Annotated in this window: 24 protein-coding genes; 16 read left to right on the top strand and 8 right to left on the bottom strand. The window is 72.0% G+C overall.

Annotation, left to right across the window (positions count from 1 at the left end; translation table 11 throughout):
• The first annotated feature begins 26 nt into the window (after nt 1-26).
• The 3 genes from ACZ68P_RS17880 (at nt 27) to ACZ68P_RS17870 (ending at nt 1,588) form a co-directional block, all read left to right on the top strand.
• Nucleotides 27-866, top strand: coding sequence for a sulfurtransferase (locus ACZ68P_RS17880; protein WP_365718721.1), 840 nt, complete (start codon nt 27-29; stop codon nt 864-866).
• A 50-nt stretch (nt 867-916) separates the two neighbouring features.
• Complete coding sequence (locus ACZ68P_RS17875; RefSeq protein ID WP_356607213.1) at nt 917-1,204, top strand: DUF1416 domain-containing protein; 288 nt, start codon at nt 917-919, stop codon at nt 1,202-1,204.
• A gap of 120 nt (nt 1,205-1,324) precedes the next feature.
• A complete protein-coding gene (locus ACZ68P_RS17870; RefSeq protein ID WP_471007065.1) occupies nt 1,325-1,588 on the top strand; it encodes a DUF3099 domain-containing protein in 264 nt (87 codons plus the stop codon).
• Between the two features lie 37 nt (nt 1,589-1,625).
• Here ACZ68P_RS17870 and ACZ68P_RS17865 read toward each other — a convergent pair whose 3' ends face one another.
• Nucleotides 1,626-1,988, bottom strand: a complete 363-nt coding sequence (locus tag ACZ68P_RS17865) for a DsrE family protein (RefSeq protein WP_471007063.1) — start codon at nt 1,986-1,988, stop codon at nt 1,626-1,628.
• Nucleotides 1,989-2,092: 104 nt separating this feature from the next.
• On the opposite strand from ACZ68P_RS17865, the gene ACZ68P_RS17860 reads away from it, so the two are divergent.
• The 6 genes from ACZ68P_RS17860 (at nt 2,093) to ygfZ (ending at nt 7,092) form a co-directional block, all read left to right on the top strand.
• Entirely contained in the window at nt 2,093-2,893 is an 801-nt protein-coding gene (locus tag ACZ68P_RS17860; protein ID WP_471007061.1) for a hypothetical protein, read from the top strand.
• Between the two features lie 20 nt (nt 2,894-2,913).
• Nucleotides 2,914-3,750, top strand: coding sequence for a hypothetical protein (locus ACZ68P_RS17855; RefSeq protein WP_471007060.1), 837 nt, complete (start codon nt 2,914-2,916; stop codon nt 3,748-3,750).
• Nucleotides 3,747-4,742, top strand: a complete 996-nt coding sequence (locus ACZ68P_RS17850) for a hypothetical protein (RefSeq protein WP_471007057.1) — start codon at nt 3,747-3,749, stop codon at nt 4,740-4,742. The genes ACZ68P_RS17855 and ACZ68P_RS17850 overlap by 4 nt, the downstream gene beginning before the upstream one ends.
• A gap of 299 nt (nt 4,743-5,041) precedes the next feature.
• A complete protein-coding gene (locus tag ACZ68P_RS17845) occupies nt 5,042-5,614 on the top strand; it encodes a heme-binding beta-barrel domain-containing protein (protein WP_471007055.1) in 573 nt (190 codons plus the stop codon).
• 49 nt (nt 5,615-5,663) lie between these two features.
• On the top strand, nt 5,664-6,101 hold the full coding sequence (locus ACZ68P_RS17840; protein ID WP_471007052.1) for a Fur family transcriptional regulator: 438 nt from the start codon (nt 5,664-5,666) through the stop codon (nt 6,099-6,101).
• Between the two features lie 10 nt (nt 6,102-6,111).
• Nucleotides 6,112-7,092 (top strand): CAF17-like 4Fe-4S cluster assembly/insertion protein YgfZ, encoded by a 981-nt coding sequence (gene ygfZ, locus ACZ68P_RS17835; RefSeq protein ID WP_471007049.1) that lies wholly within the window; start codon nt 6,112-6,114, stop codon nt 7,090-7,092.
• Between the two features lie 69 nt (nt 7,093-7,161).
• Here the strand turns inward: ygfZ and dtd are convergent, their stop codons facing one another.
• Entirely contained in the window at nt 7,162-7,587 is a 426-nt protein-coding gene (gene dtd / locus ACZ68P_RS17830; RefSeq protein WP_471007047.1) for a D-aminoacyl-tRNA deacylase, read from the bottom strand.
• A 128-nt stretch (nt 7,588-7,715) separates the two neighbouring features.
• On the opposite strand from dtd, the gene ACZ68P_RS17825 reads away from it, so the two are divergent.
• Together ACZ68P_RS17825 and ACZ68P_RS17820 are read left to right on the top strand one after the other, a co-directional pair.
• Nucleotides 7,716-8,309 (top strand): RsiG family protein, encoded by a 594-nt coding sequence (locus tag ACZ68P_RS17825; protein WP_471007045.1) that lies wholly within the window; start codon nt 7,716-7,718, stop codon nt 8,307-8,309.
• Nucleotides 8,310-8,478: 169 nt separating this feature from the next.
• Nucleotides 8,479-9,723, top strand: coding sequence for a GNAT family N-acetyltransferase (locus tag ACZ68P_RS17820; RefSeq protein WP_471007043.1), 1,245 nt, complete (start codon nt 8,479-8,481; stop codon nt 9,721-9,723).
• 91 nt (nt 9,724-9,814) lie between these two features.
• Here ACZ68P_RS17820 and ACZ68P_RS17815 read toward each other — a convergent pair whose 3' ends face one another.
• Both ACZ68P_RS17815 and ACZ68P_RS17810 read right to left on the bottom strand, forming a co-directional pair.
• A complete protein-coding gene (locus tag ACZ68P_RS17815) occupies nt 9,815-10,570 on the bottom strand; it encodes an ABC transporter permease (protein ID WP_471007042.1) in 756 nt (251 codons plus the stop codon).
• On the bottom strand, nt 10,563-11,546 hold the full coding sequence (locus tag ACZ68P_RS17810) for an ATP-binding cassette domain-containing protein (RefSeq protein ID WP_471007040.1): 984 nt from the start codon (nt 11,544-11,546) through the stop codon (nt 10,563-10,565). Before ACZ68P_RS17810 ends, ACZ68P_RS17815 begins: the two co-directional genes overlap by 8 nt.
• Before the next feature lie 105 nt (nt 11,547-11,651).
• On the opposite strand from ACZ68P_RS17810, the gene ACZ68P_RS17805 reads away from it, so the two are divergent.
• Nucleotides 11,652-12,458, top strand: coding sequence for a TetR/AcrR family transcriptional regulator (locus ACZ68P_RS17805; protein WP_471007038.1), 807 nt, complete (start codon nt 11,652-11,654; stop codon nt 12,456-12,458).
• A 278-nt stretch (nt 12,459-12,736) separates the two neighbouring features.
• Here the strand turns inward: ACZ68P_RS17805 and ACZ68P_RS17800 are convergent, their stop codons facing one another.
• Both ACZ68P_RS17800 and ACZ68P_RS17795 read right to left on the bottom strand, forming a co-directional pair.
• Nucleotides 12,737-14,392 (bottom strand): MFS transporter, encoded by a 1,656-nt coding sequence (locus tag ACZ68P_RS17800; protein ID WP_471007037.1) that lies wholly within the window; start codon nt 14,390-14,392, stop codon nt 12,737-12,739.
• Nucleotides 14,393-14,504: 112 nt separating this feature from the next.
• A complete protein-coding gene (locus ACZ68P_RS17795) occupies nt 14,505-14,990 on the bottom strand; it encodes a MarR family winged helix-turn-helix transcriptional regulator (protein ID WP_471007036.1) in 486 nt (161 codons plus the stop codon).
• A 160-nt stretch (nt 14,991-15,150) separates the two neighbouring features.
• On the opposite strand from ACZ68P_RS17795, the gene ACZ68P_RS17790 reads away from it, so the two are divergent.
• The 4 genes from ACZ68P_RS17790 to ACZ68P_RS17775 all read left to right on the top strand — a co-directional run bounded on the left by ACZ68P_RS17790 (nt 15,151) and on the right by ACZ68P_RS17775 (nt 17,332).
• The gene (locus ACZ68P_RS17790; RefSeq protein ID WP_471007034.1) at nt 15,151-15,708 is read left to right on the top strand and encodes a hypothetical protein; all 558 of its coding nucleotides are present in this window, start codon (nt 15,151-15,153) and stop codon (nt 15,706-15,708) included.
• Nucleotides 15,709-15,805: 97 nt separating this feature from the next.
• Nucleotides 15,806-16,294 carry a helix-turn-helix domain-containing protein gene (locus tag ACZ68P_RS17785; protein WP_471007032.1) on the top strand — a complete coding sequence of 163 codons (489 nt, stop codon included), beginning with the start codon at nt 15,806-15,808 and terminating at the stop codon, nt 16,292-16,294.
• Nucleotides 16,295-16,314: 20 nt separating this feature from the next.
• Complete coding sequence (locus ACZ68P_RS17780; RefSeq protein WP_471007031.1) at nt 16,315-16,884, top strand: hypothetical protein; 570 nt, start codon at nt 16,315-16,317, stop codon at nt 16,882-16,884.
• A 106-nt stretch (nt 16,885-16,990) separates the two neighbouring features.
• Nucleotides 16,991-17,332, top strand: a complete 342-nt coding sequence (locus ACZ68P_RS17775) for a DUF2516 family protein (protein ID WP_365718760.1) — start codon at nt 16,991-16,993, stop codon at nt 17,330-17,332.
• A gap of 112 nt (nt 17,333-17,444) precedes the next feature.
• Here ACZ68P_RS17775 and ACZ68P_RS17770 read toward each other — a convergent pair whose 3' ends face one another.
• Together ACZ68P_RS17770 and ACZ68P_RS17765 are read right to left on the bottom strand one after the other, a co-directional pair.
• Nucleotides 17,445-18,725 (bottom strand): PP2C family protein-serine/threonine phosphatase, encoded by a 1,281-nt coding sequence (locus ACZ68P_RS17770; RefSeq protein ID WP_471007028.1) that lies wholly within the window; start codon nt 18,723-18,725, stop codon nt 17,445-17,447.
• A 213-nt stretch (nt 18,726-18,938) separates the two neighbouring features.
• On the bottom strand, nt 18,939-19,997 hold the full coding sequence (locus ACZ68P_RS17765) for a C40 family peptidase (protein ID WP_471007026.1): 1,059 nt from the start codon (nt 19,995-19,997) through the stop codon (nt 18,939-18,941).
• Nucleotides 19,998-20,286 lie beyond the last annotated feature (289 nt).

Below are 20,286 nucleotides of genomic sequence, written 5' to 3'. Positions count from 1 at the left end.
CGAACACTGCCCCGGAGGAGAAAAGCATGAGCCGCAGCGACGTCCTGGTAGACGCCGACTGGGTCGAGGCGAACCTCGACAACCCCCAGGTCGCGATCGTCGAGGTCGACGAGGACACCTCGGCCTACGAGAAGAACCACATCCGCAACGCGATCCGGATCGACTGGACCCAGGACCTGCAGGACCCGGTCCGCCGCGACTTCATCGACCAGGAGGGCTTCGAGAAGCTCCTCTCGGCCAAGGGCATCGCGAACGACACCACGGTCGTCCTCTACGGCGGCAACAACAACTGGTTCGCCTCCTACGCCTACTGGTACTTCAAGCTCTACGGCCACCAGGACGTGAAGCTCCTCGACGGCGGCCGCAAGAAGTGGGAGCTCGACTCCCGCGACCTCGTCGCCGAGGTCCCGACCCGCCCGGCCACCGAGTACAAGGCCAAGGCCCAGGACAGCTCGATCCGCGCCTTCCGCGACGACGTCGTGGCCGCGATCGGCGCCCAGAACCTGGTCGACGTCCGCTCGCCCGACGAGTTCTCCGGCAAGCTGCTCGCCCCGGCGCACCTCCCGCAGGAGCAGTCGCAGCGCCCCGGCCACGTGCCGAGCGCCCGCAACATCCCGTGGTCGAAGAACGCCAACGACGACGGCACCTTCAAGTCGGACGACGAGCTCAAGGCCCTCTACGAGGACGAGCAGGTCGACCTGGCGAAGGACACCATCGCCTACTGCCGCATCGGCGAGCGCTCCGCGCTGACCTGGTTCGTGCTGCACGAGCTCCTCGGCGTCGAGAACGTCAAGAACTACGACGGCTCGTGGACCGAGTACGGCTCCCTCGTCGGCGTGCCGATCGAGCTCGGCGCCAACAAGTAAGTCCCGGACTCCTCCCCTCCGGACCCCTCGACCGTAAGGACAGAACAGACATGTGTGGAGCGCAGCCCGGCGGCCCCGACGCCTCGACGATCAAGCCCGGTGAGACCACCATCCAGGGCTTCGTGACCAAGGACGGCGAGCCCGTCACCGGTTACGTCCGTCTCCTGGACTCGACCGGCGAGTTCACGGCCGAGGTCCCGACCTCCGCCACCGGCCAGTTCCGTTTCTACGCGGCCGAGGGCACCTGGACCGTCCGCGCCCTGGTCCCCGGCGGCACCGCCGACCGCCAGGTCGTGGCGCAGCAGGGCGGCCTCGCCGAGGTCGCGATCGCGGTCTGACACCGCACCGCAGAACCGGCCGAAGGGCCGTGCCTCCTGGGGGGTTGGACGCCATTCCAGGACTTGAGGCACGGCCCTTCGGTCTGCCCGGGGGGCGGGGGGCGGTCGTACGCTGGAGGTATGTACGCACGCCGGCGGCATGTCTACTTCTGGATGATGGGCATCTGCCTGGCCCTCTTCGTGGGCGCCTGGGCCGTGGTGCGGCTGTTCTCGATGCCCGTCGCCATCGGCATGTGCGTGATCGCCATGGTCATTCCGCCGGTCGCCGCGATGGTCGCCAACCGGCGGGGCCCCGAGGACAAGTGGTGGGACGATCCGTCGGGCGACCCGAAGTCCGACGAGTGGTGGGACGAACTCGACGGCAGGAAGCGCCGGGAGCCGTGACCGGAAGCCGGCACGAAGCTCCGCCGGCCGGTGGAGGTCAGTAGACGAGCGCCTGGGTGCCGTCCGTCATCGCCTCCTGGACGAAGACCTGGGCGCCGGCGATGCGTACGCCCTCCAGCACGTCCTTCTCCGTGATCTCGCGGCGCGCCGCGCACTGCGTGCACAGCGTGATGCGACCGGCCGCGAGGATCGAGTCGATCAGGTCGGGAAGCGGTGCGGCGTGCGGTAGTTCGAACTGGGCCGCCCGTCCGGGGAGCGCGAACCACGACGACTCGCCCGTCAGCCAGAGCGAGACCTCGACCCCGCTGGCCACGGCGACGGCGGCCACGGTGAAGGCCTGCGAGCAGCGTTCGGGGGCGTCGGCCCCGGCGGTCACCTTGATCACGAGCTTCTTCGCCATATGCCGAACTGTAATGCGAAGTCGTGCAACTTCATGCATGACCCACGTGTCAGTTGGGTGCGCAGGTTACGGAATCTGCGCTTCAAGTCTCGTGGGGGGACTTTTTGAGCGTCGAAGCACACACCCCGGATCCGTTGTCGCCTCCGCCGGAGGCGACAACGGAGACCGCCCCGGAGCCCGCCGCGGCTCCGCGGCGGCGGGCCGCCCGGACAGCCGGGCTGATCGCCGTCGCGGCCGTCCTCGGCCTCGTCGGCGGCACGGCGGTGGGATACGGCATCCAGGCCGAACGCGAGCCGACACCGCTGCCGGCCCTGAACCAGCTCGATCTCGTCTACCCGTCGAAGCCTCTGCAGAAGGGCCAGGAGCCGAAGCCGCTGGCCGCCGCGGAGGACCGGAGCGCCAAGGCGCAGGGCGACCTGCGCAAGCTGCTGCTCCCCAAGCCCGCGGGCGCGAAGGAGACGGACTACGGGAGCGAGGACGGCTGGATGGACGTGAGCGAGTACGTCGACGGCTTCGATGATCCCGGGCTGGCGTTCGGATACCAGCTGGAGCAGGGGATCCGCCGGGTCGCGACCACGTCGTGGCGGACGGGAGAGCACCGGACGACGGAGATCCGGCTGGTCCAGTACCGCCCCACCAGTGTCCTCGGGGCGCGGGACCGCGTGGAGGACCAGCAGGACTACGAGGACGAGAACAGCGACGGGGGCTTCGAGCTCAAGGGCTCCACCAACGGACGCGCCTACGTCCACGAGGTGGACAAGAAGGCGGGCTATATGGACGTCTACACCGCCAGCGCCTATCTCCACCGCGGGGACATCGCCGTGGAGATCTTCATGGCCGACACGAAGAAGATCAGCCGGAAGGACATCAGTTCCGTGGCCGAGCGTCAGCTGGGGCGGCTGTGAGCGAGGACGGCAGGACCACCGTGACCGATGCGAATGAGGCGTCCCCCGTGATCGATGCGGGTGGGATGTCCCCCGAGACCGTGCCGCCTGGCCGGCCGCGCAAGCGCGGGCGCACGCTGCTGACCGTCGTTCTGCCCGCCGTGCTCGTCCTGGGCGCGATCGGCGGCGGCGTCACGTTCACCGGCGTCACCGTCGCTTCCGCGGACCGCTCCGCACCGACCGCGGTGTGGGACGAACAGGTCGCGATCGCAGGGCAGGACCCGGCAGAGAGCGCCCTGCGAGGCAAGGCCTCGACACCGCTGAGCAAGCTCTTGCTGCCCGTGCCGGACGGCTATCTCCTCGGACCCGACATCGGGCCGTACGGGAACGACGCCGAGCTGAGCGGGAAGGAGGCGACCGCACTGGCGAAGCAGGGCGGCAAGGGCCTCTCCGGCAAGAAGCGCCGCGAGTTCGAGAAGCGGGTCGACCGGCTCGGCATCCAGGGGATCGCCGTCCGCTCGTTCGCCGCGGGCGACAGCGAGCTCGTGGTCGGCGTCGACATCACGCGCATGAAGGACAAGAAGCGGATCCGCGAGATGTTCGTGCTGCGGAAGGAGCTCGCCGGATTCCTGGAGTTCCCCGCCGGACCGAAGATCTCGGGCCACAAGGACGCGGTCTGCTACCTCACGCCGCAGAGCGAGGAAGGAACGAAGGCGGAGCGGGAGAAGAAGCTGAGCGGCATGCTGTGCATCGCCTACGACTCCGAGGTGCTGGTCACGGTCGACGCCGCGGGGACCCAGCCGCTCGACAAGATCGCTGTGGCCGACCTGGTCAGGAAGCAGCTCGACCACCTCAAGTCCCCCGGGGAGTACGTATGACGACCGACCGGACGGAAGCGGCGACGGTGCCGTCGCAGGAGCGGCCGGAGCGGCCTTCGGAGGACGTGACCGCGGCGGCTCGGACGCCGGCCGCTCCGCGAGCCGTGGAGGGAGTGCCGGCGGAAGCCCCGGAAGCCCTGGGAGCGCCGGAAGCCCTGGGAGCTCCTGAAGCCCTGGAGGCGCCCGTGGCCCCCGGCGCCCCCGCGTCGTCTCCGCCCCTACCGCCCGTCCCGCCCTCGAAGGTTTCGCGGCGCGCGCTGGCGGCCGTCGCCCGCTGGACCGCCGCCGTGCTCGTCTGCGGCGGGCTCGGTGCCGGGACCGCCTACGGCATCGCCTCGATGGAGCGCACCGACGTTCCCGGCCTCGCCACCGAGAGCGACGGCCGCTGGGAGTACCCCCGGCTCACGCTCCCGGCGCTGCCGGAAGGCTCCCCGCGCCCCTTTACCGCCGGCAACGAAGGGGAGGTCCACCACGCGGACCCGCGCGCGCTGCTGCTGCCCGCGCCCGTCGGCGCCACGGTCGACCCCCGGGTGAACGGTGGCTGGGTCAGCGTGGAGCAGTACCTCACGACGTACCGGAAGGACGACCGGACCGAGCTGAGGCAGGCCCTCGCCGACTCCGCACTCCGCCACATCGCGGCCCGCGCCTGGACCACCCCGGACGGCACGACGACCCGTGTCCAGCTGCTGCGGTTCGGCTCCGTGGCCTTCGCCGAGGCGTTCAAGGACGACGCCCTGAAGGCCGGCTCGGTCGACGGACCGCTCCTGGAGGGGGTCGAACAGGTCCGGACGGACGACTCGCTCAGCCGGGTCACCGTGCAGTACACCGCCCGCTACGCCTACGTGGAGGAGCCCGCCGACGCCGAGCAGAGCCGCTGGGCCTACATCCAGGCCGGCGACACCGTGGCCCTGATCACCCAGTCCCGCAAGGGCGAGGCGCTCACGGTCCCGTTCCAGCAGACCGTCGCCCTGCAGAACCAGCTTCTGGGCTAGCGGTACCCGGTGGGTGGCCGGGGGCCCCTTGCCGATCTTGCCGGGGCCGCGGCTGATCCGGCCTGATCGACAAGATGCCCCCTAGACCCACCTCACAGAGAGGGCCGGGCCCCGGCCCACTAAGCTGGGGTCCGGCCCGTTTCGCCTTCACCGCTCATTCGAGGAGCACCCTGTGATCATCTTCTTCGAAGCCCTGCTGGTCCTGGTCTGCGTCGGCGTCCTCGCCTTCACCGGTCTGGCCGTGAAGAAGCTGTACCAGGGCCAGCGCTAATCACCCCTACAGATCGACAGAGCTGCTCATGATCGAGATCCCGTCCGACCTCAACCCGGACCTCGTCCCCCTCGCGTTCCTCCTCGGGACGTGGGAAGGCGCGGGCGTCTCCGACTTCCCCGGCGCCGAGAAGTGCAACTTCGGTCAGTCCGTGACGTTCAGCCACGACGGCCGGGACTTCATCGAGTACGTCTCCCACTCCTGGGTGCTGGACAACGAAGGCAACAAGGTCCGCCCGCTGGAGAGCGAGAGCGGCTACTGGCGGATCGACAAGGACCGCAAGGTCGAGATCGTCATGGTCCGTGACCAGGGCATCGTGGAGATCTGGTACGGCGAGCTCGCCGCCCAGAAGCCGCAGATCGACCTCGTGACCGACGCCGTCGCCCGTACCGCCGCCGCCGGCGCGTACAGCGGTGGCAAGCGGCTCTACGGCTACGTCAAGGGCGACCTCATGTGGGTGGGCGAGAAGGCCACCCCCGAGGTCCCGCTGCGGCCGTACATGTCGGCGCACCTGAAGAAGGTCGTGACGCCCGAGGAGGTCGCGGAGATGGCGCGCGGCCTCGGCGACCTGCCGGACGACGGCATCGCCTTCTTCAAGTAGGCCCTCCGAACCTCCCGGTATCGCGCCACGCCCTCCTACACTGGGGGGCGTGGTGAGCACCGACTGGAAGAGCGACCTGCGGCAGCGCGGCTACCGGCTGACGCCCCAGCGTCAGCTTGTCCTGGAGGCCGTCGACACGCTCGAACACGCGACGCCCGACGACATCCTCGGCCAGGTCCGCAAGACGGCCTCCGGCGTCAACATCTCCACCGTGTACCGCACGCTGGAGCTGCTGGAGGAGCTGGGCCTCGTCAGCCACGCCCATCTGGGGCACGGAGCCCCGACGTACCACCTCGCCGACCGGCACCACCATCTGCACCTGGTGTGCCGGGACTGTACGAACGTCATCGAGGCGGATGTCGACATCGCCGCCGAGTTCACCGGCAAGCTCCGGGAGACGTTCGGGTTCGACACGGACCTGAAGCATTTCGCGATCTTCGGCCGCTGCGCGGACTGTTCGAACAAGGACGAGGCCACGCGGTCGTAGGCTGGTCCCCATGCAGCGTCATTCCACGCACAGCCCTCTGCTCTCCCTGCCCGGCGCCGTTCCGGCCGAAGGCCGTGACGAAGGCGTCGCCGCGCACTACGGCGACCTGTTCCGTGAGCAGCGCGCCCTCGCCGCCGGCACCGGTTTCGTCGATCTCTCCCACCGCGGTGTCGTCACCGTCACCGGGGACGACCGGCTGAGCTGGCTGCACCTGCTGCTCACCCAGCACGTCTCGGCGCTTCCGGCCGGCCAGGCCACCGAGGCGCTGATCCTCTCCGCCAACGGTCACATCGAGCACGCCCTCTACCTCGTCGACGACGGCGAGACCGTCTGGGCGCACGTCGAGCCGGGCACGCAGGAGGAGCTCATCGCCTATCTGGAGTCGATGAAGTTCTTCTACCGCGTGGAGGTCGCCGACCGTACGGAGGAGGTCGCCGTCGTCCATCTGCCGGCCGGGTCCATCGCCGAGGTGCCGGAGGGCGTGGTCGTACGGGAGACCCCGCACGGCCGTGACCTGTTCCTGCCGCGGGCGGAGCTGGAGTCCTTCGGGGCCACGCACGGCCCGGCCGCCGGGATCCTCGCGTACGAGGCGCTGCGGGTCGAGACGCACCGGCCGCGGCTCGGATTCGAGACCGACCACCGGACGATCCCGCACGAGCTCGGCTGGATCGGCAGCGCGGTGCACCTGCAGAAGGGCTGCTACCGCGGTCAGGAGACCGTGGCGCGCGTCCACAACCTGGGGAAGCCGCCCCGGCGGCTCGTCTTCCTGCACCTGGACGGCAGCGAGGTCCATCTGCCCGGCCCCGGCACCCCGATCCGGCTCGCGTCGGACGGCGCCGAGGGCCGCCAGCTCGGCTTCGTCACCACCTCGGCGCGCCACCACGAGCTGGGGCCGATCGCGCTGGCGATGCTGAAGCGGAACGTGCCGGTGGACGCGAAGCTGCTCGCCGGGGACACGGCGGCGGCGCAGGAGACGGTCGTAGAGCCGTAACGCCGTAAAGCCGCAGAACCCTGAGTCCTGAGCCGTGCGGACTGAGCCCTACGGGCGGCGGCGGGAGGCTCAGACCTCGATCAGGACCGTGAACGGGCCGTGATTCGTGAGCGAGACGCGCATGTCCGCTCCGAACCGGCCCGTCTCCACCTTCGCGCCCAGCTCGCGCAGCCGCTCCACGACCTCGTCGACGAGGGGCTCGGCGACCGGGCCGGGCGCCGCGGCGTTCCAGGTGGGCCGACGGCCCTTCCGCGCGTCCCCGTAGAGGGTGAACTGCGAAATCACCAGCAAGGGCGCATTCGTGTCCGAACAGGATTTCTCGTCCTCCAGAATCCGGACGGACCACAGCTTTCTGGCCAACTGGGCGGCCTTCTCCGGTGTGTCGTCGTGGGTCACTCCCACCAGCACACACAGTCCCTCGCCGACGATCTCGCCGACCGTCTCTCCTGCTACGACGACGCTCGCGCCGTCCACTCTCTGCACCACCGCACGCATACGGACCAACCTACCGACCCGACTCGTCTGGGGCTGAACGGGTGCAGAGCGCCTGCACACACACGTGCGGGGGTGGCACCATGCGTGTCAGGCGGTGCGGCTCCGCACCGGTCGAGGGGACGATTCACATGAGTGCACATGGCGCCGGGCAGACGCCGTCCGGTCCCGTACCGCTGACCCGAGTCGGCGCGGCCGTACGTCCACCGGTGCAGCGCACGGCGGCTCCGTCGCTGCCGGAACCGCCACAGCCGGACATCGCCGGGCTTCGGCTGCCCGAGCTGCGGGCCCTGCGCCGCGACGCCCAGGGCGACGAGGCGGACCTCAGCTATGTGCGACGGATGCTCCAGGGCCGGATCGACATCCTGCGGGCGGAGCTGGCCCGCCGTACGGATCCGGAGGCGTCGGTCATGGACCGGCTCTCGGAGATCCTCGCGGACGCGCCCTCCCGGCTGCGGACCTCGGCGCGGCACGTGACGCTGTCGACGCCGCGGAGCGAGGAGTACCGGCGGCTCGCGACCGAGATGCTGTCGGAGGTCGAGCTGTCGGACCTCTCCGCCCGCACGGACGACGAGCTGCACACGGCGATGGGGCGGCTCGCGGGCTACGAACAGCAGGTCTCGCAGCGCAGGCAGCAGCTCCAGCGGACGGCCGACGACTGCAGCGCGGAGATCGCCCGCCGCTACCGCGAGGGCGAGGCGCAGGTGGACGACCTGCTGATGTGAGGCGGGCGGCGGCTCCGGGCGGCGAGAGGCACGCGGCCCGCCCATGGAGGGACCGCGCCGGGCGGCGAGGGGGACGGCCCACATGGAGGGGCGGAGCCGTGCGGCTCCGCCCGGGGAGCCGGACGAAACTCACGTGCGAAGGGCGGGAGGCCGCGCATAACCTCGGTGGATGAGCCTTGAGGTGCGCGCCGTCGACGAGTCCGAGTACGCCGACTGGGTGCGGGCGGTTCACACGGGCTTCCTGCGGCCCCCCGTCGTGTCGGACGAGGAGGTCGCCGACCGGCTGCCGCACACCGACCTCACGCGCGTCCTCGGCGTCTTCGACCGGGGGCGGGTCGTCGCCACCTTCCGGTCGTTCACCCAGGAGCTGAGCGCGGTCGGCGGCGGCACGCTCGTCGCCGACGCCGTCTCCGGCGTCACCGTCTCCGCGACCCACCGCCGCCGCGGCCTGCTCCGCCGCATGATGGCGGCCGACCTCGACGCGGCGCGGGAGCGCGGCGACGCCGTCGCCACGCTGATCGCCGCCGAGTACCCGATCTACGGCCGGTACGGCTTCGGACCCGCGACCTGGACGACCGAGTGGACCGTCGACGTCCGGCGCGCCGGCCTCGACCCGCGCCGCTCCGGCCGGCCCGAGGACGGCGGGCGGATCGACTTCGCCGACGGCGAGGAGATCCGGAAGATCGGCCCCGGGCTCCATCGCGCCCTGGCCGGCGCCCGCGCCGGCATCGTCGGCCGCGACGCCCGTGGCTGGGACCTCGGCACCGGCCTCGGCCACCAGAGCCGGCCCTGGACCGAACCGTTCTACGCCGTCTACCGCGACGGGGACGGGACGGCGCAGGGGTTCGCCGCCTACACCTGCGACGACAAGTGGGAGGACGGCAAGCAGCCCCTCAACACCGCCACCGTCCGGGATCTGATCGCCGTCACGCCGGCCGCCGAGCGCGCGCTGTGGATGTTCCTGTGCTCCCTCGACTGGGTCACCACCGTCACGTCGGGTCACCGCGCCCCCGACGACCTCCTGCCGCTGCTCCTGCCGGACCCGCGCGCCGCCCGTGTCACCACGCACGCCGACATGCTGTGGGTCCGGGTCCTGGACGTCGTCAAGGTCCTGGAGGGCCGTACGTACGGAGCCACGGGCGGTCTCGTCCTCGAACTGCGGGACGCCGACGGGCCGGCGGGCGGCCGCTACCGCCTCGACGCCTCCCCGGAGGGCGCCGCCTGCTCCCGTACCACCGCGTCCGCGGACCTCGTCCTCGACGTCGCCGAGTTGGGCACCCTCTCGCTCGGCGACGAGTCGGTCGTACGGCTCGCGGCCCTGGGCCGGGTGGAGGAGGTCTGCCCGGGCGCCGCCGCCCTCGCCGACGTGCTGCTGCGGACCCCGCGCAGGCCCTGGTGCCCGGACATCTTCTGACCCGGCCCGATGCCGGGGCGACCCGGGCCCGCCACCGTTCCGGCCGGGCCCGGCACCTGGTCCGGCCGGGGCTGTCCGGGCCGCCCGGTCCTCACCTCGTACGCAGCCGGAAGAGGCTCTCCGAAGCCGTCACCGCGAGGGCGAGCAGCCCGGCGCACCAGCCGAGCGCGATCCAGGGCGTGTCGCCCACCGGCTGGTCGAGCAGCAGTCCGCGCAGGGACTCGATCACCGGGGTCACCGGCTGGTGTTCGGCGAAGCCGTGCAGCCAGCCGGGCATGGTGTCGATCGGTACGAACGCGCTGCTCGGGTAGGGCAGGAACATCATGAGGAAGGTGAAGCCGCCGGCCGCCTCCGGTGTTCTCGCGAGCAGTCCGGCGGCGGCCGACAGCCACGAGATGGCGGTGATGAAGGCGACGAGCAGGCCGAGGGCCGCGAGCCAGCCGAGTGGGGTCGCCGTGGGCCGGAAGCCGATCAGGAAGGCGACGCCGAAGACGAGCACGGTGGCGAGCAGGTTGCGGGCCACGCTGGCGCCCACATGCCCGGCCAGGATCGGCGTACCGCCGACGTCGAGCGACCGGAAGCGGTCGATGATCCCGCCCTTCATGTCCTCGCTGACGCTGACGGCGGTGCTCGCGGAGCCGAATCCGGCGCACAGGAGCAGGACGCCGGGGACGACGTAGGTGACGTAGCGCGTCCCGGTGTCGATGGCTCCGCCGAAGAAGTACACGAAGATCAGCATCAGCATGACCGGGAGCATCATCGAGGTGATGACGGCGTCCGGGTTGCGGCGGCTGAGGCGGATGCCGCGGCCGGTCAGGATGCGCGCGGTGGTCAGCGTGTCAGGCATGGGCGGGCTCCCGGGGGTCGCGTGAGGGGTCGTCGGCGTCGTCGCGTGCGGTGAGGGTCAGGAAGACGTCGTCGAGCGTCGCGGTGTGCAGGGTGAAGTGCGTGATGTCCCGGCGCTGCGGGTCGAGTTCGTCGAGGAGGGCCCGGACGTGGACGGCGCTGCCGTCGGTGGGGACGCCGAGGGTGAGGGTCTCGGGGGAGCGGTGGACCGCCCGGTCCGCCAGCCGCAGGTAGGCGTGCTCGTCGGCGAGGACGAGGTCGAGGCGGTGGCCCGCGACGCGTGACTTGAGCGCGTCGGGGGTGCCCTCCGCCACGATCCGGCCGGAGTCCAGGACGGCGATCCGGTCGGCGAGCCGGTCGGCCTCCTCCAGGTACTGGGTGGTCAGGAAGACCGTCGTGCCGTCCGCCGCGAGGTCGCGGACGACCTGCCAGAGCTCCTGGCGGCTGCGGGGGTCGAGGCCCGTGGTGGGCTCGTCGAGGAACATCACCTCGACGCGGCGGACGAGCCCCGCGGCGAGGTCGAGGCGGCGGCGCATGCCTCCGGAGTACGTCCCGGCCCGGCGGCGGCCGGCGTCGGCGAGGCCGAAGCGTTCCAGGAGCTCGGCGGCGCGCCGGTCGGCGTCCCGGCGGGAGAGCCCGGAGAGCCGGGCGGCCATGCGGAGGTTCTCGGCGCCGGTCTGCATGTCGTCGACGGCGGCGAACTGGCCGGTGAGGCTGATGGATCGGCGGACGTCGGCGCGTCGGGCGACGACGTCGTGCCCCGCCACGCGCGCGTGTCCGGCGTCGGGCCGGGTGAGGGTGGTGAGGATGCGGACGGTGGTGGTCTTGCCGGCGCCGTTGGGGCCGAGGAGGGCGAAGACGGAGCTCCGCTCGACGCGGAGGTCGAGGGATTCGAGGACCGTGACGGTCCCGTACGCCTTGCGCAGGCCGGCGGTTTCGACCGCGGGCCCGGAGGTGGGTGGGGTGGCGGATGGCATGACGGCTCCTGCTCCTCGAGCTCGGACACGTGCTGCGGACGGATCGCGCGAACGCGTACTGCGTATGCCCTACGCGTTATTGCGTAAGGGTTACGCATTACTAGGATGGCCGTCAAGCGCGAGGTGTGGAGGCGGCGACTCATGGCGGACGACAAGAGCGGTGGCGGGACGTTCCTGCCCGCGAGCATCGAGGCCGCCTGGGGTCTGCGGGAGCGGCCCTCCAAAGGGCCCAAGCCCGGCCTCACCCTCGACCGGATCGTCGCCGCGGCCGTCGGCGTCGCCGCGGCCGAGGGGCTCGACGCCGTCTCCATGGGGCGGATCGCCAAGGAGTTGGGCGTCTCCCCGATGTCGCTCTACCGCTACGTGGGCGCGAAGAGCGAGCTGTACGTCCTGATGACGGACGCGGCGACCGGCGCCCCGCCGGAGATGTTCCCGCCCGGTACGCCGTGGCGGGAGGCGATGGAGGCGTGGGCCTGGGCGATGCGCGACCTCTACCTGCGCAACCTGTGGCTGGTCCGCGTCCCCGTTTCGGGGCCGCCCGCGACACCGCACACCGTCGCCTGGTGGGAGAAGGGCATGGTGGCCCTGGCGAGCACCGGCCTCGACGAGGGCGCCAAGATCTCGGTCATCCTGCTGGTGAGCGGATTCGTGAAGAGCGACGCCATGACGAGCGCCGACCTCGCCGCCGCGATCGCCGCGAGCGGGGAGGAGGCGGACGTCGTGATGGCCCGGTACAGCCAGATGCTGCGCCGCCTCGCCGATCCGGAGCGCTACCCGGCGGTGGCCAGGATGCTGGAGTCGGGGGTCCTCGACGAGCCGGACGAGCCGGACTACGAGTTCCGCTTCGGCCTGGCGCGGCTCCTGGACGGGGTCGCGGTCCTGGTGGACGGGCCGGCGGGAGACGTCTCGTAACGAGGCGGGCCGGGGGTCTCGCGGGGTGGCGGGGGCTCAGCCGGCCGTGGGGTCTCGCGAAGGGGCGGGGGCTCAGCCGGCCGTGGGGCCTCGTGCGGCGTGCGGGGCCAGGGGTGCGTACGCGGCCGGGGGTCCCGCGGGCACGGCTGGGGCCTCGGCGGGCGGTCGGGGGCCCGCCGTCCTGCGTCCCGGCGTGCGGTCAGCCGGATCATCGCGCGGCAACCCGCCGCCGAGGCAACGGAGTTCGGCGGCGGGCGTCGGTCGGCGGGCCTGCCGGCTCAGTGGGCCGTGAGACGGGCCTCGCGCTCGGCGGTCACGACGGGCGCCTCCACCCGCGACGGGCCCTCCGGCGCCGACAGGGCCTCCGTCGGCGCCGGGCCGTCCGCCTGGGGGGCGCGGTCCGTCCCCGCCCGGCCGTCCGCCTGGGGAACGCCGTCCGTCCCCGCCCGTCCGCCCGACTGGGAGGCGCGGTCCGTCCCCGCCCGGCCCTCCGTCCGGGGCCGGCGCAGGACCGTGGCCGCGACGGCGAGGGCGGCGACGAGGAGGCCGGCGCCCACCGCGAAGGCGAGGTGGTAGCCGCCGGTCAGCGCCTCGGGGGCGGGACGGCCCGCCTCCGTGAGGCTCTCGGTACGCGAGGCGGCCAGGGTGGAGAGGACCGCGACGCCGAGGGCCATGCCGATCTGCTGGGTGGTGTTGAACAGGCCGGAGGCGAGTCCCGCGTCCTCCTCCTTCGCGCCGGACATCCCCAGCGAGGTGAGGGCCGGGAGCGCGAGGCCGAAGCCGGCCGCGAGGAGCATGACGGGCAGCAGGTCGGTGACGTACGAGGCCCGCACGGGCACCCGGGTCAGCAGCCCGAGGACGCCGATCAGGAGGACGAGGCCGGTCAGCAGCATGGTGCGTTCGCCGAAGCGGGCGCTCAGGCGGGCGGAGACGCCCAGGGACACGGCGCCGATGACGGCCGCCGCCGGGAGCATCGCGAGACCGGTCTCCGCGGCGCCGTACCCGAGGACCTTCTGCAGGTAGAGCGCGACGAGGATCTGGAACGAGAAGAGCGCGGCGACCATCAGCATCTGGACCATGTTGGCGCCCAGGACGCTGCGCGAGTGGAAGATCCGCAGCGGCATGAGCGGGTTCCGCGCCGTGGCCTGGCGGACGACGAAGCCCGCGAGGAGGGCGAGCGCGAGGCCGCCGAGGCCGAGCGTGTGGGCCGAGCCGGCGCCGTGTTCCTCGACCTTGACGACGGCGTAGATGCCGAGCATCAGCCCGGACGTGACCAGCAGGGCGCCGACGAGGTCGGCTCCGGCCTTCAGGCCGAGGCCGCGGTCGCCGGGGAGGGCGGGGAGGGCGACGAGGAGGACCGCGATGCCGATGGGCAGGTTGATGAAGAAGATCCAGTGCCAGGTGAGCGCGTCGGTCAGGACGCCGCCGAGCACCTGCCCGAGGGAGGCACCGGCCGCGCCGGTGAAGCTGAAGACCGCGATGGCTTTGGCTCGTTCGCGCGGGGCGGTGAACAAGGTGACCAGGATGCCCAGGCTGACGGCGGAGGCCATGGCGCTGCCGGCTCCCTGGAGGAAGCGGGCGGCGATCAGCACGCCGGGGGAGCCGGCCACGCCTGCCAGGAGGGAGGCGGCGGTGAACACGCCCGTACCCGCGAGGAACATCCGCTTGCGGCCGATGAGGTCGCCGAGGCGCCCGGCGAGGAGGAGCAGGGACCCGAAGGCGATGAGGTAGGCGTTGACGACCCAGCTCAGGCCGACCGGGGTGAATCCGAGGTCGCCCTGGATGGCCGGCATGGCGACGGTGACGATGCTGCCGTCGAGGATCGTCATGAGCATCCCGGTGGACAGGACGCCCAGGGCGAGCCGGCGGGAGCGGGCGGGGGCCCCGGAGGCGGTGTCGGTGAGGGGGTCAGCGGGGGAATCGGTGGCGGGCATCGCGGTCACTCCTGTCGTCGGACGGCAACAGAAACGACCGTAGCAGATAGTTTTGTTGCAGACTATCTTTTACGGATCGATGGCGTTCGGGGCGCGGACCCGCGTCCGGGGGTCATCCCTTCTGGCGCGCCCTCCTGGCCTGCCGCGGGCCCTCGACGGGAGTTTCCAGGTGGCCGGTGACCAGGCGGTTCAACGCCCGGAGCAGGACCACACGCTCTTCTTCGGGCAGGGAGCCGAGGGCGTTCTCGTGGACGCGGTCGACGATCTTCTGGCTCTCCCCGGCGACCTTCGCCCCCTTCTCCGTCACGGCGATGATCCGCGCCCGCCGGTCGGCACTCGACGGCCGCCGCTCGGCGAGGCCGGCCTTCTCCAGCGCGTCGACGGTCACCACCATCGTGGTCTTGTCCATGTCGCCGATCTCGGCGAGCTGTGCCTGGGTCCGCTCCTCCTCCAGGGCGTGCACCAGGACGCAGTGCATACGGGGAGTGAGCCCGATCTCCCCGAGCTCGGCGCTCATCCGCGTCCTCAGGACGTGGCTGGTGTGATCCAGCAGGAAGGAGAGGTCCGGCTCGGTACGGGTGGGTGCCATGGCTGTCATGTCGGCCAGGGTAGAGGAAGTCGATCCGTCACGGATTATCAGGAAGCGGACGACCGGAGCCACGGATCCGCTCCCGCCGCCGCCCGGCGGCTTCGCCCGACCTTCTGTGCCCAGGCCTCGTGCGGGCTGCTACGGCTGCCCGATGCGGCAGGCTGGGTGCATGGAACCCACGGCGAGCGGCGTGACGGAGAGCGGGAGCGTGGCCGAGGGCGCCGGCGCGCATGCGGGGCGGCCGCTGCTCTTCCTCGACGTCGACGGGCCGCTGATCCCCTTCGGCCCACCACCGCCCCGGCATCCGCACGGCCACCCGACGTACGGCCCCGCCGACGCCGCGCACCCCCTCCTCGGCAGGATCGATCCCGCGCACGGGCCCCGGCTGGCCGCGCTGCCGTGCGAGCTGGTGTGGGCCACGACGTGGATGTCCGACGCGAACGGCGGCGTCGCGCCCCGCCTCGGACTGCCGGAGCTGCCCGTGGTGGTCTGGCCGGACCCGCCCCCCGAGAACGCCTGGCACGGTCTCCACTGGAAGACCCGGCCCCTGGTGGCGTGGGCGGCGGGCCGCCCCTTCGTCTGGGTGGACGACGAGATCACCCACAGTGACCGCTCCTGGGTGTCCGCCCACCACCCCGCCCCGGCGCTCCTGCACCGCGTCGAACCCGGAGTCGGCCTCGTGAAGGCCGACTTCGAGACGATCGCGGCCTGGCTCGGCCGCTTGTGACACGCGGGGGGCCCAGCCCGGAGGCGGGGTCAGGGACGCGCGACACACTTGCAAGCAGTTGCTTGCAATAGTTAGCGGGGTCTGGCAAGGTCGCAGCATGGCATCACTCAACGTCGGCAATCTCGGCGAGTACCTCCGCGAGCAGCGGCGCTCCGCGCAGCTGTCCCTGCGGCAGCTCGCCGACGCCGCCGGGGTGTCGAACCCGTATCTGAGCCAGATCGAGCGCGGACTGCGCAAGCCCAGCGCCGAGGTGCTGCAGCAGGTCGCCAAGGCGCTGCGGATCTCCGCCGAGACGCTGTACGTGCAGGCCGGGATCCTCGACGAGAAGGAGCGGGAGGAGCTGGAGACGCGCGCCGTCATACTGGCCGATCCCTCGATCAACGAGCGGCAGAAGCAGGTACTGCTCCAGATCTACGACTCCTTCCGCAAGGAGAACGCCGCCGAGAGCGCCGAGAACGCCGCGCGTGCGGCGCGGACCGCGCCGGGTGACGACGCGGGCGCCGACTCCGGTGCCGGTACGGGTACGGACCCGGGCGCCGACGTGGGTGCCGAACGATCCTCGAACGACCCTCGAACCAGTACGTGACGTCCGGGAGGACCACCACCATGGCCATCATCGAAGAACTGCGTACCCCCCTCTACTTCGCCGCCGGGACCGCCGATCTCGCCGTCCAGCAGGCCAGGAAGGTGCCCGGGCTGATCGAGCAGATCGCCGCCGAGGCCCCCGCGCGGATCGAGGCCGTGCGCAAGACGGACCCGAAGGCCGTGCAGGAGAAGGTGTCGGAGCGGGCCAAGGAGGCCCAGGTCACCGTGCAGTCCAAGCTCGCCGAGGTCGTGGGCAACTTCGACACCGACCTGAAGAAGCTGGGCGAGCAGGCCCAGGACCTGGCCCTGCGCGGTGTCGGTGTGGCCGCCGAGTACGCGGTCAAGGCCCGGGAGAAGTACGAGGAGGTCGCCGCGCACGGCGAGGAGGCCGTGCGTTCCTGGCGCGGTGAGGCCGCCGACGAGATCACCGAGATCGCCATCGTCGTCGAGCCGGAGGCGAAGACCGAGTCGGAGAAGGCGGGGACCGCCGAGGTGAAGGCGGCCGCCACGTCCGCGGAGCCCAAGACCGGCCGCAAGGCCGCCGTCCGCAAGCCCGCCGCCAAGAAGACCACGGCCGCCACGGAGCAGTGACCCCCGCGGCGTGACATAAGCCCGGGCACCGATCAGGGTGCCCGGGGCTTTGAACCGGGTACCTTGGCCGCGAGGCGCTCCATCCACTCACGAGGCGGTGCTACGCATGTTGCGCGCGGGATTCGACTCCATCATCTGGCTGGTGATCGGCCTGGTCTTCATCGGCTTCGCCGTCACCGCGCTCGTCTTCGCGGCCATGGCGCGCGAGGACGCCTACCGCGCGGCCGACAAGCAGACCAAGAAGTTCTGGCTGATCCTCCTGGGCATCAACCTCGCCCTCAACCTGCTGCTGCCGATGCTCTTCCTCCAGATCGCCGGCCTCATCGCGGCCATCGTCTTCATGGTCGACGTCCGGCCCGCCATCCGGCAGATCTCCGGCGGAGGCGGCGGCCGTCGCGGCGGCTCCAGCAGCGACGGGCCCTACGGCCCGTACAACGGCGGCCGCTAGCGGAATCGATCGCCAGGCGCGAGAGGCCCGCTCGCGCGAGGCCGACCGGGACGCGTGCCCCGCGCGGCGGCCCGTCGCGCGAGGACGCCGATCGAGTGGTGAGGGCCCGGGCTCAGCCCCGGGCCCTTTCCAGTGCCAGGACCGCCACGTCGTCCGTCAGCTCGCCGCCGTTCAGCGACCGGACCTCCGTCACCGCCGCCTCCAGGAGCTCCTCGCCCCGCAGCCCCTCCGCCAGCTGCCGGTTGATCATCGCGACCATCCCGTCCTGGCCGAGCCGCGGCGAGCCCGGGCCCGCCGAGCGGCCCTCGATCAGCCCGTCCGTGTACATCAGCAGGCTCCACGTCCCGCCCAGCTCCACCTGGCGGCGCGGCCAGCGGGCGCGCGGCAGCAGGCCGAGGGCCGGGCCGCCGTCCTCGTACGGCAGGAGCCGCGCCGCCGCGCCCGCCCGGGCGATCAGCGGCGAGGGGTGCCCGGCCAGGCACAGGCCGGCCCGGCGCCCGTCCGGCGCGATGTCGACCGTGCAGAGCGTCGCGAAGATCTCCTCGCTCTCCCGCTCGTGCTCCAGCACCTGCTGGAGCGTGGAGAGCAGCTCGTCCCCGCACAGGCCCGCGAAGGTCAGCGCCCGCCACGCGATGCGCAGCTCCACGCCGAGCGCGGCCTCGTCCGGGCCGTGCCCGCAGACGTCGCCGATCATGGCGTGCACCGTGCCGTCCGGGGTGCGGACGGTGTCGTAGAAGTCGCCGCCGAGCAGCGCACGCGAGCGGCCGGGGCGGTAGCGGGCCGCGAACCGCAGGTCGGAGCCCTCCAGCAGGGGAGTGGGCAGCAGCCCGCGCTCGAGCCGGGCGTTCTCCTGGGCCCGCAGCCGCGACTCGGCCAGCTTCACCTGCACGGCGTCCGCCCGCTTGCGCTCCACCGCGTACCGGATCGCCCGGCTCAGCAGCCTGCCGTCGAGCTCCTCGCGGAAGAGGTGGTCCTGCGCCCCCACCCGTACGGCCTCCGCCGCCAGCTCCGCGTCCGCCGAGGCGGCGAGCGCCAGGACGGCGTGGCGCGGCGCGAGCCGCAGGACGTGCCGCAGCGGGGCCAGGGGGTCGTCGCCGGCCGCCCGGGGCCCGGGAAGGGCGAGGTCGACCAGGACGCAGTGCACGTCGTCCGTGAGCAGCCGCTCGGCCTCGGTGAGGTTACGGGCGGTACGGATCCGGACGCGGGTCCCGTCGGCGTCGAGCATCTCGGGTACGGCGAGGGCACCCGCCGGGTCGTCCTCGACGACCAGAAGGGTCAGGTCGGTGCCTGTCGTCGCCGTGGCGACGGTGGCGGCCGTGGCAGCCGGGGCGGCGGTGACAGCGCCTGGCGCCGCAGCAGAGACGCTTCTCTGTCGCGGTACGGGTATGGGCATCGGCTTTGTTTCCTTCCCTCCCCCCGAGGGCGCGGCGTGACGACGAACGACGTCCCGCCAGACGGGGACCATAGCGCCACCCCGACGGGCAACGGAATGGTGATCACGGCACGAGCACGGAAGTGAGGTTGGCATATGCCGCGCATGGGGAGGTTGTTGCCCGCCGGGCCATGACGAACATCACGCCCGGCCCGGCCCGGAGGTCCCGTCGCGTCACTCCGGGCGGACGACTCCCAGGATCTCCATCGAGCCCGCTCCCGCGATCGTCACGTTCCGGCCCGGCCGCGGCGCGTGCACCATGGCGCCGTCGCCGATGTACATCCCGATGTGGCTGGCGTCCTTGAAGTAGACGATCAGGTCACCCGGCCGCATGTCCTTGATGTCCACCCGCGGCAGCAGCCGCCACTGCTCCTGCGAGGTGCGCGGGATGGGCCGGCCCGCCGCGCCCCAGGCGCTCTGGGTCAGGCCGGAGCAGTCGAACGAGCCCGGGCCCTCCGCGCCCCAGACGTACGGCTTGCCGATCTGCGCCGTCGCGTACCGGACGGCCTGCTTGCCGCGCGCTGTCGCCTTCCCGTCGAGGCCCTTGAGGACGCCGGTGCCCAGCCAGGCCGTCTGGGCCCGGTACCGCTCCTGCTCCTCCATGCGCAGCAGGCGCGCCAGCTCCTCGGCCTCCAGCTCGGACTCGAGCTTGCGGGCCGCGGCGATCTTGGCCTCGATGTCCTTCTTCGCCTTGGCCTGCTTGACGCGGTTGGCCTCCAGCTTGGTCCAGTTGGTGCCGGCTTCCTTGGCGTAGAGGGTCAATTCCCCCTGGGTCCGGTTCAGTTCCACGAGGAGGTCGCTGGTGGCCTTGTGGCCCTGCTTGAGCCGCCCCGCGTTGTCGAGGAAGAGCTGCGGGTCGTCGGTCAGGACGAACTGGGCGCCGTCGGGAAGGCCGCCGTTGCGGTACTGGGCGCGGGCCGCCGCGCCCGCCTGGGCCTTGAGCCGGTCGATCTTCTCGCGGCCGGCCACGATCATCCGGGCCAGCTTCACGATCTCGGCGGACTGCTCCTTGGTCTGCTCCTCGGCGAGGTTGTACGCGTCGGTGGCGACGGCGGCCTGACGGTACAGACCGTCTATCTCCCCGCGTACCTCTTCGAGGGTCTTCTCGGGCGCGGCGGGGGCCCCGGGCGGCAGCGGTGCGGCGGTGGCGGTCAGGGTCAGTGCGGGCGAAGCCAGGACCGTCAGGGCGCAGACCACGGTGATCGCGGTGGTGGCATGGCGGCGTCGGTTCACTATCTCCCCCTCGGACGGCCTTGCATCCCGAATCTGATTTACCGTCAGTAACTTGCTGGTGACCTGGCGATAGTGCCATGCGAAGCCCGAAAGCGACAGGGGAAACCTGGGCTTGTCGGGCCAGTTCCCCCGACCAGGGACGAGTGTGCGGCGTGTCGCGTTCCGCAAGCGGCGGAAATTCAGCCGGATGTGACGAGCGCGACGTTCCCGCGCCCCGCGCCAGGCCCTCCCGCGCGGCGGTGTTCACGCCACCGTCGCTCCCGCGCCAGACCCTCCCGCGCGGCGGTCG

The sequence above is a fragment of the Streptomyces sp. NPDC036822 genome, assembly GCF_055609145.1.
Note: the sequence above shows the minus strand (reverse complement) of the source record. Positions and strands in the feature narration are given on the sequence as shown.

Excerpts from the sequence above, each read along its gene's own strand:
- ACZ68P_RS17850 (WP_471007057.1), top strand. The coding sequence starts at position 3,747 with ATGACGACCGACCGGACGGAAGCGGCGACGGTGCCGTCGCAGGAGCGG.
- ACZ68P_RS17795 (WP_471007036.1), bottom strand. The coding sequence starts at position 14,990 with ATGACAGCCATGGCACCCACCCGTACCGAGCCGGACCTCTCCTTCCTG.
- ACZ68P_RS17875 (WP_356607213.1), top strand. The coding sequence starts at position 917 with ATGTGTGGAGCGCAGCCCGGCGGCCCCGACGCCTCGACGATCAAGCCC.
- ACZ68P_RS17820 (WP_471007043.1), top strand. The coding sequence starts at position 8,479 with ATGAGCCTTGAGGTGCGCGCCGTCGACGAGTCCGAGTACGCCGACTGG.
- ACZ68P_RS17770 (WP_471007028.1), bottom strand. The coding sequence starts at position 18,725 with ATGCCCATACCCGTACCGCGACAGAGAAGCGTCTCTGCTGCGGCGCCA.
- ACZ68P_RS17785 (WP_471007032.1), top strand. The coding sequence starts at position 15,806 with ATGGCATCACTCAACGTCGGCAATCTCGGCGAGTACCTCCGCGAGCAG.
- ACZ68P_RS17865 (WP_471007063.1), bottom strand. The coding sequence starts at position 1,988 with ATGGCGAAGAAGCTCGTGATCAAGGTGACCGCCGGGGCCGACGCCCCC.
- ACZ68P_RS17880 (WP_365718721.1), top strand. The coding sequence starts at position 27 with ATGAGCCGCAGCGACGTCCTGGTAGACGCCGACTGGGTCGAGGCGAAC.
- dtd (WP_471007047.1), bottom strand. The coding sequence starts at position 7,587 with ATGCGTGCGGTGGTGCAGAGAGTGGACGGCGCGAGCGTCGTCGTAGCA.
- ACZ68P_RS17780 (WP_471007031.1), top strand. The coding sequence starts at position 16,315 with ATGGCCATCATCGAAGAACTGCGTACCCCCCTCTACTTCGCCGCCGGG.
- ACZ68P_RS17870 (WP_471007065.1), top strand. The coding sequence starts at position 1,325 with ATGTACGCACGCCGGCGGCATGTCTACTTCTGGATGATGGGCATCTGC.
- ACZ68P_RS17815 (WP_471007042.1), bottom strand. The coding sequence starts at position 10,570 with ATGCCTGACACGCTGACCACCGCGCGCATCCTGACCGGCCGCGGCATC.
- ACZ68P_RS17775 (WP_365718760.1), top strand. The coding sequence starts at position 16,991 with ATGTTGCGCGCGGGATTCGACTCCATCATCTGGCTGGTGATCGGCCTG.
- ACZ68P_RS17810 (WP_471007040.1), bottom strand. The coding sequence starts at position 11,546 with ATGCCATCCGCCACCCCACCCACCTCCGGGCCCGCGGTCGAAACCGCC.
- ACZ68P_RS17800 (WP_471007037.1), bottom strand. The coding sequence starts at position 14,392 with ATGCCCGCCACCGATTCCCCCGCTGACCCCCTCACCGACACCGCCTCC.
- ACZ68P_RS17845 (WP_471007055.1), top strand. The coding sequence starts at position 5,042 with ATGATCGAGATCCCGTCCGACCTCAACCCGGACCTCGTCCCCCTCGCG.
- ACZ68P_RS17825 (WP_471007045.1), top strand. The coding sequence starts at position 7,716 with ATGAGTGCACATGGCGCCGGGCAGACGCCGTCCGGTCCCGTACCGCTG.
- ACZ68P_RS17790 (WP_471007034.1), top strand. The coding sequence starts at position 15,151 with ATGGAACCCACGGCGAGCGGCGTGACGGAGAGCGGGAGCGTGGCCGAG.
- ygfZ (WP_471007049.1), top strand. The coding sequence starts at position 6,112 with ATGCAGCGTCATTCCACGCACAGCCCTCTGCTCTCCCTGCCCGGCGCC.
- ACZ68P_RS17805 (WP_471007038.1), top strand. The coding sequence starts at position 11,652 with ATGGCCGTCAAGCGCGAGGTGTGGAGGCGGCGACTCATGGCGGACGAC.